Annotated in this window: 9 protein-coding genes; 4 read left to right on the top strand and 5 right to left on the bottom strand. The window is 68.9% G+C overall.

The genetic code is table 11. The features are described from left to right. Positions 1–14: 14 nt before the first annotated feature. The 5 genes from dapB to eccD form a co-directional block, all read right to left on the bottom strand. A complete protein-coding gene (dapB, locus tag OHA05_RS26750; RefSeq protein WP_313943743.1) occupies positions 15–767 on the bottom strand; it encodes a 4-hydroxy-tetrahydrodipicolinate reductase in 753 nt (250 codons plus the stop codon). Positions 768–793: 26 nt separating this feature from the next. Beyond that, entirely contained in the window at positions 794–2,173 is a 1,380-nt protein-coding gene (locus tag OHA05_RS26745) for a M16 family metallopeptidase (protein WP_313943744.1), read from the bottom strand. Further along, positions 2,170–4,389 (bottom strand): polyribonucleotide nucleotidyltransferase, encoded by a 2,220-nt coding sequence (locus OHA05_RS26740; protein WP_313943745.1) that lies wholly within the window; start codon positions 4,387–4,389, stop codon positions 2,170–2,172. Before OHA05_RS26740 ends, OHA05_RS26745 begins: the two co-directional genes overlap by 4 nt. Before the next feature lie 279 nt (positions 4,390–4,668). After that, positions 4,669–4,959, bottom strand: coding sequence for a 30S ribosomal protein S15 (gene rpsO, locus OHA05_RS26735; RefSeq protein ID WP_093600212.1), 291 nt, complete (start codon positions 4,957–4,959; stop codon positions 4,669–4,671). A 166-nt stretch (positions 4,960–5,125) separates the two neighbouring features. Beyond that, entirely contained in the window at positions 5,126–6,625 is a 1,500-nt protein-coding gene (gene eccD, locus OHA05_RS26730) for a type VII secretion integral membrane protein EccD (RefSeq protein WP_313948841.1), read from the bottom strand. A 225-nt stretch (positions 6,626–6,850) separates the two neighbouring features. Between eccD and eccCa the strand changes: the two genes are divergently transcribed. The 4 genes from eccCa (at position 6,851) to OHA05_RS26710 (ending at position 14,384) form a co-directional block, all read left to right on the top strand. Then, a complete protein-coding gene (gene eccCa, locus OHA05_RS26725; RefSeq protein ID WP_313943746.1) occupies positions 6,851–10,822 on the top strand; it encodes a type VII secretion protein EccCa in 3,972 nt (1,323 codons plus the stop codon). 112 nt (positions 10,823–10,934) lie between these two features. Then, positions 10,935–11,432: a hypothetical protein gene (locus tag OHA05_RS26720; RefSeq protein WP_328861903.1), complete on the top strand. Its 498-nt coding sequence runs from the start codon at positions 10,935–10,937 to the stop codon at positions 11,430–11,432. 5 nt (positions 11,433–11,437) lie between these two features. Next, a complete protein-coding gene (locus OHA05_RS26715) occupies positions 11,438–13,738 on the top strand; it encodes a hypothetical protein (RefSeq protein ID WP_328861902.1) in 2,301 nt (766 codons plus the stop codon). Positions 13,739–13,820: 82 nt separating this feature from the next. Further along, positions 13,821–14,384, top strand: a complete 564-nt coding sequence (locus tag OHA05_RS26710; RefSeq protein WP_328861901.1) for a hypothetical protein — start codon at positions 13,821–13,823, stop codon at positions 14,382–14,384. The last annotated feature ends 99 nt before the right edge of the window (positions 14,385–14,483 follow it).

Genomic DNA, 14,483 nt, shown 5'->3' with positions numbered 1-14,483 from the left:
GAGGGCTTTCCGGGTCAGCCGAGGTCGAGGAAGTTTTCCAGGCCGAAGGTGAGCCCGGGTGCGGACACGACCTGGCGGACGCCCAGAAGGATGCCCGGCATGAAGCTGCTGTGGTGCAGCGAGTCGTGCCTGATGGTCAGCGTCTCGCCCTCGCCGCCCAGCAGGACCTCCTGGTGGGCGAGCAGGCCCCGCAGCCGTACGGCGTGCACCGGGACGCCGTCGACATCCGCGCCACGCGCGCCGTCCAGCGCGGTGACGGTGGCGTCGGGCTGCGGTGCGAGGCCGGCCTCGGCGCGCGCGGCCGCGATCAGCTGAGCCGTGCGGGTGGCCGTGCCGGAGGGGGCGTCGGCCTTGTTCGGGTGGTGGAGCTCGACGACCTCGACGGACTCGAAGTAGCGCGCGGCCTGCTGCGCGAACTTCATGGTGAGCACTGCGCCGATCGAGAAGTTCGGCGCGATGAGCACGCCGGTCTGCGGGGACGCGGCGAGCGAGGTGTTGAGCTGCGCGAGGCGTTCGTCGGTCCAGCCGGTGGTGCCGACGACCGCATGGATGCCGTGGCGTACGCAGAAGTCGAGGTTGCCCATCACCGAGGTGGGGGTGGTCAGTTCGACCGCGACCTGGGCGCCGGCGTCCACCAGGGCCTCCAGCTTGTCGCCCCGGCCGAGTGCGGCGACCAGTTCCATGTCCTCGGCGGCCTCGACGGCCTGTACGGCTTCCGAGCCGATCCGGCCGCCTGCACCGAGGACGGCCACGCGCAGCTTGCTCATCGTTTCTATCCCTAATGTGAGGAACTCTAGGAGACAGCTTCGTGCAGACGGTCGGCCTGCCTGTCCTTGAGCGGGCCGATCACCGAGAGGGACGGGCGCTGTCCCAGCACCTCGCCGGCCACCGCGCGCACCTCGTCGGGGGTGACGGCCGCGATCCTGGCGAGCATCTCGTCGACCGACATCTGCTCGCCCCAGCACAGCTCGCTCTTGCCGATGCGGTTCATCAGCGCGCCGGTGTCCTCCAGACCGAGCACCGTGGAGCCGGAGAGCTGGCCGACGGCGCGGCCGATCTCGTCGTCCGACAGTCCCTCGGAGGCGACCCGGTCGAGCTCGTCCCGGCAGATCTTCAGCACGTCGTGGACCTGGCTCGGGCGGCAGCCCGCGTAGACGCCGAAGAGTCCGCAGTCGGCGAAGCCGGAGGTGTACGAGTACACGCTGTAGGCGAGGCCGCGCTTCTCCCGCACCTCCTGGAAGAGGCGCGAGGACATGCCGCCGCCGAGGGCGGTGTTCAGCACGCCGAGGGCCCAGCGGCGGTCGTCGGTGCGGGCGAGGCCCGGCATGCCGAGGACGACGTGGGCCTGCTCGGTCCTGCGGTTGAGCAGTTCGACCTTGCCGGCGGTACGCAGGGTGCGGCGTCCGTCGCGGGGGGCGAGCGGGACCGCGTCCGTGCGGGTCAGGGCGCCGGCCTTCTCGAAGGCGCGGCGGACCTGCCGTACGACGGTGGCGTGGTCGATGTTGCCCGCGGCGGCGACGACCAGATGGGTCGGGTCGTAGTGCTTCTTGTAGAAGCGGCGGACACGCTCGGCGGTCAGCGCGTTGACGGTGTCGACGGTGCCGAGGACCGGGCGGCCGAGGGGGGTGTCACCGAGCATGGTGTGCGCGAACAGGTCGTGCACGCAGTCGCCCGGATCGTCCTCGGTCATCGCGATCTCCTCGAGGATGACACCGCGCTCGGCGTCGACGTCCTCCTGGAGGATCAGCGAACCGGTGAGCATGTCGCAGACCACGTCGATGGCGAGCGGCAGATCGGTGTCGAGAACCCGCGCGTAGTAGCAGGTGTACTCCTTCGCCGTGAAGGCGTTCATCTCGCCGCCGACCGCGTCGATCGCGGAGGAGATGTCGAGGGCGGAGCGCTTGTGCGTGCCCTTGAACAGGAGGTGCTCGAGGTAGTGGGTGGCGCCGTTCAGCGCGGGGGTCTCGTCGCGGGAGCCGACGTGTGCCCAGATGCCGAAGGTCGCCGACCGGACGGACGGGAGCGACTCGGTGACGATGCGCAGGCCGCCCGGGAGGGTGGTGCGGCGGACCGTGCCGATGCCGTTCTCGCCCTTGAGAAGCGTTTGGGTACGGGCGACGGCCCGCGCCTCCGAGGAGGTGCGGGCCGTCGTCGTGGAACTACGAGCCGTCACTTGGCAGCGTCGTCCTTCTCGGCCTCGGGCTCTTCTTCACCCTCGATGACGGGGATGAGGGAGAGCTTGCCGCGGGAGTCGATCTCCGCGATCTCGACCTGGACCTTGGAGCCGACCGCGAGCACGTCCTCGACGTTCTCCACGCGCTTGCCACCGGCGAGCTTGCGGATCTGCGAGATGTGCAGCAGGCCGTCCTTGCCCGGGAGCAGGGACACGAACGCACCGAAGGTGGTGGTCTTGACGACCGTACCCAGGTAGCGCTCGCCGACCTCCGGCATGGTCGGGTTGGCGATGCCGTTGATCGTGGCGCGGGCGGCCTCGGCCTGCGAGCCCTGGGCAGCACCGATGTAGATGGTGCCGTCGTCCTCGATCGTGATGTCGGCGCCGGTGTCCTCCTGGATCTGGTTGATCATCTTGCCCTTGGGGCCGATGACCTCACCGATCTTGTCCACCGGGATCTTGACGGTGATGATCCGCGGGGCGTTCGGGGACATCTCGTCCGGGACGTCGATGGCCTCGTTCATCACATCGAGGATGTGGAGGCGGGCGTCGCGGGCCTGCTTCAGGGCGGCGGCCAGGACCGAGGCGGGGATGCCGTCGAGCTTGGTGTCGAGCTGGAGCGCGGTGACGAAGGTCTTCGTACCGGCGACCTTGAAGTCCATGTCGCCGTAGGCGTCCTCCGCACCGAGGATGTCGGTGAGGGCGACGTAGTGGGTCTCGCCGTCGATCTCCTGCGAGATCAGGCCCATGGCGATACCGGCGACGGCGGCCTTGAGGGGCACACCGGCGTTCAGCAGCGACATGGTGGAGGCGCAGACCGAGCCCATGGACGTCGAGCCGTTGGAGCCCAGCGCCTCGGAGACCTGGCGGATCGCGTAGGGGAACTCCTCGCGCGTCGGCAGCACCGGCACGATGGCGCGCTCGGCGAGCGCACCGTGGCCGATCTCGCGGCGCTTCGGCGAACCGACGCGGCCGGTCTCACCGACGGAGTAGGGCGGGAAGTTGTAGTTGTGCATGTAGCGCTTGCGGGTCACCGGGGAGAGGGTGTCCAGCTGCTGCTCCATCCGGAGCATGTTGAGGGTGGTGACGCCCAGGATCTGGGTCTCGCCACGCTCGAACAGCGCCGAGCCGTGCACGCGCGGGATGGCCTCGACCTCGGCGGCGAGCGTACGGATGTCCGTGACGCCACGGCCGTCGATACGGACCTTGTCCTTGATCACGCGCTCGCGGACCAGCTTCTTGGTCAGCGCGCGGTAGGCACCGGAGATCTCCTTCTCGCGACCCTCGAACTGCGGGAGCAGCTTCTCGGCGGCGATCTCCTTGATGCGGTCGAGCTCGGTCTCGCGCTCCTGCTTGCCCGGGATGGTGAGGGCCTGGGCGAGCTCGTCCTTGACCGCGGCGGTGAGCGCCTCCAGGACGTCGTCCTGGTAGTCGAGGAAGACGGGGAACTCGCCGACGGGCTTGGCGGCCTTGGCGGCGAGGTCGGACTGGGCCTTGCAGAGCGCCTTGATGAAGGGCTTCGCGGCCTCGAGACCGGCGGCGACGATCTCCTCGGTGGGAGCCTCGGCGCCGTCCTTGACGAGCTGGATGGTCTTCTCGGTGGCCTCGGCCTCGACCATCATGATCGCGACGTCGCCGTCCTCGAGGACGCGACCGGCGACGACCATGTCGAAGACGGCGTCCTCGAGCTCGGTGTGCGTCGGGAACGCGACCCACTGGCCCTTGATCAGGGCGACACGGGTGCCGCCGATCGGGCCGGAGAAGGGCAGGCCGGCCAGCTGCGTGGAGCAGGAGGCGGCGTTGATCGCGACCACGTCGTACAGGTGGTCGGGGTTGAGCGCCATGATCGTCTCGACGATCTGGATCTCGTTGCGCAGGCCCTTCTTGAAGGAGGGGCGCAGCGGGCGGTCGATGAGGCGGCAGGTGAGGATCGCGTCCTCGGAGGGCCGGCCCTCACGACGGAAGAAAGAGCCGGGGATCTTGCCGGCTGCGTACATCCGCTCCTCGACGTCCACCGTCAGGGGGAAGAAGTCGAGCTGGTCCTTGGGCTTCTTGGAGGCGGTGGTGGCCGACAGCACCATGGTGTCGTCGTCCAGGTACGCCACGGCGGAACCGGCGGCCTGCTTGGCCAGGCGTCCCGTCTCGAAGCGGATGGTGCGGGTGCCGAAAGTACCGTTGTCAATGACGGCCTCGGCGTAGTGGGTCTCGTTCTCCACTAGCGTTTTCTCCGTTACGTTGCGTCTTTCGTCCTTCCGCCCGTGTGGCGGGAGGACGGTGGCGGAGAAGCTCTCGTTCTGCGGGCCGGTCTTCGATCGAAGCACCCGGGGGCTTGTGTCTCCGGGAGCCACTACCGAGGACCGGCGGCGGCGAGGCGGCTTCCCGCTCGTGTTCGGTGGTGCGTTCTGCGACCAGACTAATTGGCGTCCGGTACGTCGCGCACGTACAGCAAAGGGAGCGGCCCCCTCAGAGTGGGAACCGCTCCCTTCACGGCGTCCTTACTTGGCACCGCCGGCCGCACCACGGCGGATGCCGAGGCGGTCGACCAGGGCGCGGAAGCGCTGGATGTCCTTCTTGGCCAGGTACTGCAGCAGACGGCGGCGCTGGCCCACGAGGATCAGCAGACCACGACGGGAGTGGTGGTCGTGCTTGTGCGTCTTGAGGTGCTCGGTCAGGTCCGAGATACGGCGCGAGAGCATCGCGACCTGCACCTCGGGGGAGCCGGTGTCGCCCTCCTTGGTGCCGAACTCGGTCATGATCTGCTTCTTCGTAGCGGCGTCGAGAGACACTCGGTACTCCTCTTTGATGTTCGATGCGCCCACGAGTGCCCCTGGTCTTGTTCTCAGGAGAGCTTCCGTGACTCGGAGGCGAAGGTCCGATGAGCGCTGCACCCAGAGCATCGAGGCTCCGGGAAGGGCGTACACAAACGGCCGTCACACAGCGTACCAGCCTCGGCTACGAGGTCAGCGCCCGGATGGAGTGGTACACGTCGAACACCGCGAGGCACAGCGGCACCAGCGTGAGCAGCACGAACGTCTCGGCGACCTCCAGGAAGCGGCCCCAGAAGGGGGTCACTCCCTTGCGGGGCACGATCAGGCCGATGGCGGTGATCAGCGCGGCCACACCGGCGACGGCGGCGGTCAGCCAGATCGTACGGATGTCCAGGGCGCTGCTGTCGCCCCGCAGGGCGTCGCGCATGAGGCCCGCCGGCGGGTTGAGGCACAGGCCCAGCCCGAGCAGCACCAGGGAGCCGAGGCCGGCGGACAGCGCGCAGCCGACCTGCGCGGTGTAGCGGAAGAGGTGGGCGCGCATCAGCATGGCGATGCCGGTGCTGAGGGCGAGCAGCTGGCCCCAGACGTTGTCGGAGAAACCGAGGACGGCGGCGGAGGCGACGGCGATCAGCGCGCAGCCGCCGACGAGGCCGACCATCAGCTCGTGGCCCCGGCGGGCCTGGGCGGCGATGCGCTCGGCGTCGACCGGGCCCGCGGGCTCGGGATCGCTGCCGTACTCGCCCATGGTCGTGCGCGGCGGGTCGAAGCCGATGGGGAGCCGCGCGAAGCGGGTGGAGAAGCCCGGAAGGAACGCGAGGGCACCGACGGCGAGGGGTGCGCACACCGCGGCGCTCTCGACCGGCTCCAGGTCACGCAGGATCGCGACGAAGGTGACGAGCACACCGACCGTCGCGGCGAAGACGAAGGCGACGAAGGGGCCGTCGCCGGCGGGGGCGACGATCGTCAGAAGCACCGCGAAGACCAGGACGGCGGCGCAGGCGAGCAGGAACTGGAGCTTGCCGATGCCCTCTCCGGTGGCCGGGGGCAGCAGTCCGGAGCCGGCGACGGCGGCGTTCGCCATCGCGCCGACACCGAGGGCGACGGCGGATCCGCGGTCGTCGTACACCCGGGCCCGTACGCAGGCGAGCGCGAGCAGCAGGACACCGGTGACGGCGGCCAGGATGCCGGCGAGTCCGTGCATGTCGTGCAGCGGGTCGGCCGTCCACAGCACGAAGGCGACCAGGACGAGCAGGACCGAGCCGCCGAAGAGGCCGGCGCCGCGCATCAGTCCGTCGCTCCACAGGGTGCGGTCGCGGGCGACGGCGGAGGCGACGGCGTCGGACACGTCGTCGAAGACCGCGGGCGGCAGCGACTCGGAGAACGGCCGCATGGACAGCAGTTCGCCGTCGAGGATGCGCTGGGAGGCGAGGGAGCGGGTGCTGTCGAGCACGGTGCCGTCGCGGCGCACGAGGTGGTAGCCGACCGGGGCGCCCTGCGCGGGACTCTGCCCGGACAGGCGCAGGATCTCCGGGTAGAGGTCGGCGAGGGGGATGTCCTCGGGCAGTGCCACATCGACGCGGCCGTCCGGCGCGACGACCGTCACTCGGCAGAAACCGGTTCCGCTGCTCGACGGAGTCGCGGAACCCGGATGACCCGTCCCCGCAGCCGCCGCTCGGGCCGTCATAGTCACCTGCTGCATCCCCTCGTGGTCCTCATGATTCGTACGCCCGGCATTGCGCTCCGAATGACCCTTTTTTTGCGGAAGTTCACAGGTGCGCAAACACGTCGCGCCACCCTACCGCCCACCTGTCCACCCCGGCGCAAGTAGGATCCCTCCCCGCGGACGGGACCCGTCGCCACGGGGGCGCCGATAGGAACATTTCCGTCCGGCAAGGGAATTGGTGAGCTTGTGAGTCAGATCGTCGTCAAGCGCCCACCCCGGGCCCTGCCTGCCGAGGTACCCGGCGAGCAGGTGCAGCTGCAACCTCCGCCCGAGCTGCCGAGAGGGCAGCAGGAGGGCGCGCTGATGCAGCTGCTGCCGATGCTGGGCATGGGCGGTTCCGTCGTCTTCTTCTTCATGACCCCGAATCCGATCATGCGGATCATGGGCATGGTGATGATCGCGTCGACGGTGGCCATGGCGATCGCGATGCTGGTGCGCTACCGCAAGGGCACCCAGGGACAGCTCGCCGACCTGCGGCGCGACTACCTCAAGTACCTGACGCAGACCCGCCGTACGGTGCTGCGGACGGCTCGCCTCCAGCGTGACGCGCAGTACTACCTGCACCCCTCCCCCGAGCAGCTGTGGGCCCTGGTCGCCGAGGGCAGCCGGGTGTGGGAACGCCGGGTCGGCGACGCCGACTTCGGGCAGGTGCGCATCGGGCTGGGCAGCCAGCAGCTCGCCACCCCGCTGCTGGCCCCCGACACCGCCCCCGTCGACGAGCTGGAGCCGCTGACGGCGGGTGCCATGCGGCAGTTCCTGTCGGCGCACAGCACGCTCGACGGACTGCCGATGGCCGTGTCGCTGCGGGCGTTCTACCACGTGACCGTGAGCGGTGAGCCCGAGTCCGTGCGCTCCACCGCCCGCGCGATGGTCGGCTCGCTCGCCTCCCTGCACTCCCCCGAGGACCTGGTGATCGTCGTCGCCGCGGGCCGGGAGTCGGCGCAGCACTGGGAGTGGACGAAGTGGCTGCCGCACCTCCAGGCGTCGGGCCCGGGTGACGGCGCGGGCAGCCGCCGCCTGATCACGGCCGACGCACGGGAGTTGGAGGACCTGCTCGCCGAGCGGCTCGACGGCCGGCCACGCTTCCAGGGCAGCGCGCACCCGCTGCTGGACCAGCCGCATCTCGTCGTCGTCCTCGACGGTCAGTCCGTACCGCAGACCTCGCCGCTCGCGGCGGCCGAAGGGCTCCAGGGCGTGACGGTTCTGGAGGTCGTCGCCGGTGAGGTCACCGGCGCGCGCGGTGAGCTGTCCGTGGTGGTCCACCCGGATTCGCTGCAACTGGAGTCCGGGCACGGGCTCGTGTACGACGGTGTCCCCGACCGGCTGAGCCTGGAGGCGGCCGAGGCGCTCGCCCGCCAGCTCGCGCCGCTGCGGGTCGCCACCGGTGGTGACGACGACGAACCCCTGCTCGCCAACCTCGAGTTCACCGATCTGCTGAACCTCGGCGACGCCGCGTCGGTCGACGTCAGCCGCACCTGGCGCCCCCGTTCGCAGTCGGAGCGGCTGCGGGTCCCCATCGGTGTCGGCGAGGACGGCGCCCCGGTGATGCTGGACCTCAAGGAGGCGGCGCAGGAGGGCATGGGCCCGCACGGTCTGTGCGTCGGCGCGACCGGATCCGGCAAGTCCGAACTTCTGCGCACCCTGGTGCTCGGTCTGGCCGTCACGCACTCCTCGGAGACGCTCAACTTCGTCCTCGCGGACTTCAAGGGCGGCGCGACCTTCGCCGGTATGTCGCAGATGCCGCACGTCGCCGCGGTGATCACCAACCTGGCCGACGACCTCACGCTGGTGGACCGCATGGGCGACTCCATCCGCGGTGAGCTCAACCGCCGGCAGGAGATGCTCCGCGACGCGGGCAACTACGCCAACATCCACGACTACGAGAAGGCGCGTGCGGCGGGTGCCCCGCTGCAGCCCATCCCGTCACTCGTTCTGGTCATCGACGAGTTCAGCGAACTCCTGACCGCCATGCCGGACTTCATCGAGATGTTCGTGCAGATCGGCCGTATCGGCCGTTCGCTCGGCGTCCATCTGCTGCTGGCGTCGCAGCGTCTGGAGGAGGGCCGGCTGCGCGGCCTGGAGACGTATCTGTCGTACCGGGTGGGTCTGCGGACGTTCTCGGCGGCCGAGTCCCGGGCGGCGATCGGTGTGCCCGACGCGTACTCCCTGCCCAACGTCCCCGGTTCCGGCTACCTGAAGTACGGCACGGACGAGATGGTGCGGTTCAAGGCCGCGTACGTCTCCGGTGTGTACCGCGTGAACGGCCACCAGGCCGCGTCGAGCGGCGGTCCGCTGCCGGTGGACCGCAGGCCGGTGCCGTTCACCGCGGCTCCGGTGGCGGTCCACTACGCCGAGCCGACCGCGGGGGCCCCCGTGCCGGACGCGCGCCGCTCCTCCGACGACGACGCGCTCGCCGACTCGGTGCTGGACGTGATCGTGCGCCGGCTGGAGGGCCGCGGAGCCGAGGCCCATCAGGTGTGGCTGCCTCCGCTGGACAACCCGCCTCCGCTGGACGAACTGCTGCCGGGGCTGTCGAACGTGGACGGCCGCGGACTCACCCAGCCGGGCTTCGAGGGCGCGGGCCGGCTGGTCGTACCGCTCGGTGTGGTCGACAAACCCTTCGAGCAGCGCCGGGACACGCTCTACCGCGACTTCTCCGGCGCCGCGGGCCACATGCAGATCGTCGGTGGTCCGCAGTCGGGCAAGTCGACGCTGCTGCGCACGCTCATCGCGGCCTTCGCGCTGACCCACACTCCGCAGGAAGTGCAGTTCTACGGACTGGACTTCGGTGGTGGCAGCCTCTCCTCGATCTCCGGGCTGCCGCACGTCGGCGGGGTCGCCTCACGACTGGACCCGGAGCGCGTGCGCCGGACAGTGGCCGAGGTGTACGGCATCCTGACGCGCCGGGAGGAGTACTTCCGCAGCGCGGGCGTCGACTCCATCGCGACGTTCCGCAGGATGCGGGCGCGCGGCGACATCTCGGTGACGGAGCAGCCCTGGGGGGACGTGTTCCTGGTCATCGACGGGTGGGGCAACTTCCGGACGGACTACGAGGGTCTGGAAACCGCGGTCGTCGACATGGCGGTGCGGGGGCTGGGCTACGGGATCCACGTGATCCTGACGGCATCCCGCTCGATGGACGTGCGCTCCAACATCAAGGACCAGCTGATGAACCGCCTGGAACTGCGTCTGGGCGACCCGATGGACTCCGAGGTGGACCGCAAGATCGCCATGAACGTGCCGCCGGGCGTCCCCGGCCGCGGTCTGGTCGCCGAGAAGCTGCACTTCATGGCGTCGGTGCCGCGTATCGACGGCATCCAGTCCGACAGTGACCTGTCCGAGGCGACCACCGCGATGGTGCAGGAGGTCACCCGCCACTGGACCGGCCCCGCCGCACCGGCGGTGCGTCTGCTCCCGCGCGAGCTCCCCGCGGGGCAGCTCCCCGCGGGGTTCGTCGAACCCCGGCGCGGAGTGGCGTTCGGGATCGACGAGAACAACCTGGAGCCGGTGTTCGCCGACTTCGCCCGCGACCCGTTCTTCCTGGTGTTCGGTGAGAGCGAGTCCGGCAAGTCGAACCTGCTGCGCCTGCTCATCAAGCAGTTGACGGAACGGTACGAGGGCAACGCCGCCAAGTTCTTCGTGATCGACAACCGGCGCGCACTGCTCGACGTCACCCCTGCCACACACCTGGCCGAGTACGTGCCGATGTCCAACAACATGGACCATCACGTCGACGCGCTGGCGGAGCTGATGCAGCGCCGTGCGCCGACCGCCGACGTCACGGCACAGCAGCTCCGCGACCGGAGCTGGTGGCAGGGCCCGGACGTGTTCGTGGTCGTCGACGACTACGACCTCGTGTCCACGTCGAGCGGCAACCCGTTGGCCAAGCTCACGGAGCACCTGCCCTTCGCGCGTGACGTGGGTGTCCGCTTCATCATCGCCCGCAGCTCGGCGGGAGCGAGCCGCGCGGCTTACGAGCCGTTCCTGCAACGGATGATGGAGCTCGGCGCACAGGGTCTCCTGCTCTCCGGTGATCCGCAGGAGGGCGAGATGCTCGGCGTCCGTATGCGACCGATGCCGGCGGGGCGTGGCATCTTCGCGTCGCGGCAGCGGGGGAAGCCACTGGTGCAGACGGGGTGGCTGGGAGATCCGCAGTGACGGGCGTGCGGGGCGGTCGACGGGGGGAGCTCGCCGTCGACCGCTCCGCCCTCTGCCCGTACGAGGACTCCCCCGATCACATCGAACGAGTTGAGCTGAGCGGAGGCACTCCATGGCTTGGGACGAGTGGGAACAACTGAAGGCGTCGGCGGCCGGGAACGGGCCGACGCAGATGCAGCTCAACGGAATTCCGGACGAGGACAAACCCAACGCGGGCAGCCCTTCCGGCGACCTCACCGTGCGTCAGCAGGACCTGGCGAAGATCGGTGACCACGCGTTCACGCTCTACAACCGGCTGTGGAAAGAGGCCCGGGTCACCAGCACGGACGGCGCAGGCAGCGACCTGGCCGGGCAGGGCTTCGCGCTCGGCGGCGCGCTGCAGCACGTGTCGACGCGCTGGGACAAGCAGCTGGGGTCGGTCATGGATGCCTGCGCGCTGATCTCCAACCACATGGACTTCACCAAGAACGCGCACGCCGGCGACGAGGTCTTCATCCAGCGGCATGTGAGCAGCATCCACACGCTCGACGCGGGGTTCGACGAGAACTGGGCCAAACCGGGTCAGGCGAACGGAATTTACGGGACGAAGGACAAGAAGGACAAGGACTGACTCCTATGGATTTCGAAGCCCTGCACTCTGCCAACTTCAAGCTCCTCGACGACACCGTCGGCGACTGGTCGACGGTGCTGACCAATCTCGAGAAGTTGAAGAAGGACGCCGAGGACGGTCTGCACGGGCAGGCCAAGAAGTCCGACTGGTCCGGCTACAACGCCACCGTCTCGCGTGAGTTCATCGGCAAGACAGCCGGGGAGTTCGGCGACGCGCTCACCCAGGCGACATCCATCCGCAACATCATGCGCGACACCCGCGACGAGCTGAAGACCCAGCAGCGCCTTCTCAAGGAGGCCATCGAGCGCGGCCGTGGCAAGAACCTCACGGTGACCGCGAACGGCGGCGGCTACACCGTGCGGGAGAACCCCGACAAGAAAGCCCCGGGCGGTCAGACCGATGTCGACGGACTGCGCGACGAGCTCAAGGTGGTCCTGGACAAGGCCGCCGAGATCGACAGCACGGCGGCGATCTCCCTCAAGGCGTTGGTGGATCTCACGGACCACGGGTTCTCCGACGCGACGTACAAGGATCGGGACGAGGCGGCCGACGCTCTCAAGGAGGCGGAGCGGCTCGCGGCGCTGGCGAAGAAGAAGCCGGAGGACATGACGCCGCGGGACTTCGACGCGCTGAAGTCGGGACTGGAGAAGTATTCGGGCGACGAGATATTCGCCGAGCACTTCGCCACGACGCTGAAGCCGGAGGGCGTCCTGAACTTCTGGGCGGGGCTGAACGATCCCCATGCCGTGTACAAGGTCGGCCATGAACGGGTCGACCAGTACGACGACCTCCAGAAGGTGCTCAGCCTGACGCTCGCCTCGGCCACCCAGGCGGACACGCCGGAGATGTCCCGCTGGAAGGTCGACATGGTCAACCTCGGTGACCAGCAGTTCTCCAGGAGCAACAGCATGGGCTTCCAGGTCATGAGCAACCTGATGCGCTGGGGCGACTACGACGACCGGTTCCTGAACGACTACGGGAGCAGGCTCATCGAGACCGAGAAGAAGATGACCGACAACGGCCGCCGCGAGCCCATGGGCTGGCACCGGATGGGCATGGACCCGCTGCTCAACCGTACGGGCACGGACTCCGGTGCCGACCCGATGACGGGCTTCATGAAGGCTCTCGCCAACAGCCCCGATGCGGCAACGGAGTTCTTCAACGCGGATTTCGTCACCAAGGACGATGACCACGAGTTCGAGCGGGACACCGACGGCAACGGCAGAAACGGCAAGGTCGGACTCAGCAACTTCCAGTACCTCTTCGAGGAGAGGGAGTGGCCGCAGGACTACGACGCCAAGGGCGAGGACAGTATCGCCGGGCGCAACAATCTGGCCATGGCGCTCGAGGCGGCCACGACCGGTCACCCCGCGGGGCAGTTGCGGACGGACGACACGCCTCCACACAACTCCGAACAGACCAAGCTGATGGAGAACCTCGTCCAGTCCATCTCGGACAACAACAAGCGGCTCACGGAACACGGCTACATGTCCGACAGCATGGGACAGATCGCGTCCGAGTATCTGCCGGACATCAACCGTGCGACGACCGAGACGAACGCGGACCCGAACGCCACCCAGGCCGAGAAGGAGGCCCGGGACAGGATCGAGCGATTGTTCCCCGTCGCGGGAAGCGAAGCGGTGATGGACCACCGAGCAGTCTCCCGCTTCCTGCTGACCGTGGGCCAGGACCCGGAAGGGTACGCCGCCGTAGAGGTCGGTCAGAAGGCGTACATGGCCAACCTGATGGACTACCACCTCAATCCGGACCTCCCCCAGTCCGACCGGTTCTCCGACGACCGGCAGCTCGTCGTACGGGAGATCGCGCATGCTTCGGGTGAAGTCTCGGCAACCCTGAACGTCGGCCGGCAGGAGGCGACGGCCGGCGACGCCGAGACAGCGGACAAGGAGTACGAGCAGTCGGTGGCCATGTGGAAGTCCGGGATCTCCGGCGTCGTGGGAACGGGCATCGGCGTCGGCACCTCCTTCATGGCCAGCCCCGTCGTCGGTGCCGCTGCCGGTGGCGCGGCATCGACCGTGAGCGGCATGATCCTCGAAGGTCTGTTCATGGACGCCGAGGGCAGCGCCAAAGAGGGCGCCGGAGCCCAGATGGGCAAGGACTGGGAGAACGGCCTCGAGACGAACATCAAGCACACCGCCGGCGCCGCCGACGCGGCGGCGAAGGCCCACGGACTCGCGGATCCTGGAGACATCGCGGAGTACGCACGCTCAGGTGTGCGGGACGGGTACGACTTCGGGGGCAATTTCGCCGACCGGGTGGCTCCGGAGCTCCAGACGAACATCTGATCCGCGTGCTTGCCCGGCGACCGGCATCGCGTCGTTCCGCACCCGGCTGGAGTACCCGTCCAGCACTGCCCAGGAGACATCGTTGCAGATCACATCTTCCGCACAGCCGAAGCAGCATTGGAAGGTCCCCGTCGCCGCTCTCGCCCTGTTCACGCTGGCAAGTGGCATCACCGCATGCTCGACGGCATCGAACGGGGAGACCAAGGAGTACAAGGTTCCCTCCTCGTTGTGCGGCACGCCGGTCTCGGGCGAACTGCTTTCTCCGTTCCTTCCGCCCGGGGGCTCGGTGTCGAGCAAGACCGATGGCGCGGCAGCGGCAGGCATCAAGCGCTGCGAGATCACCGTCGACGAGAAGCCTGCGTTGACGGCGACGACCGAGTGGCGAGAGAAGGGCGAGCGCCCGTCGGACGTCGCACTCGATCACCAGCGCATGGACATGACCGACCACGAGTCGACCGGCACCTATCTGTTCTCGGGCACCGGCGCTGTGGGCAGGGTCGACGGATGCAAGAACCCGGCGTTCAAGGGGGATCTGTTCACCGTCGTCGAGACCCACGTCGACAGCGACGACAAGGCGGCCATGAAGAAGCTCATCACCGCCTATACGGAAGCGACCCGGAACACGGACAACTGCGGCGCGCGATGAGCCGACGTACCAGTGGTGCGCCGGCACGGAGGGGCGACTCGGCGGCGCCACTGCTCACGCCCGGCCGGGTGCCGGGTCGCGTCGCCGCCGCCCTCGCCA

Source organism: Streptomyces sp. NBC_00306, from assembly GCF_036169555.1.
GTDB classification, from domain to species: Bacteria; Actinomycetota; Actinomycetes; order Streptomycetales; family Streptomycetaceae; genus Streptomyces; species Streptomyces achmelvichensis.
Note: the sequence above shows the minus strand (reverse complement) of the source record. Positions and strands in the feature narration are given on the sequence as shown.

Excerpts from the sequence above, each read along its gene's own strand:
- OHA05_RS26715 (WP_328861902.1), top strand. The coding sequence starts at position 11,438 with ATGGATTTCGAAGCCCTGCACTCTGCCAACTTCAAGCTCCTCGACGAC.
- OHA05_RS26720 (WP_328861903.1), top strand. The coding sequence starts at position 10,935 with ATGGCTTGGGACGAGTGGGAACAACTGAAGGCGTCGGCGGCCGGGAAC.
- dapB (WP_313943743.1), bottom strand. The coding sequence starts at position 767 with ATGAGCAAGCTGCGCGTGGCCGTCCTCGGTGCAGGCGGCCGGATCGGC.
- eccD (WP_313948841.1), bottom strand. The coding sequence starts at position 6,625 with ATGACGGCCCGAGCGGCGGCTGCGGGGACGGGTCATCCGGGTTCCGCG.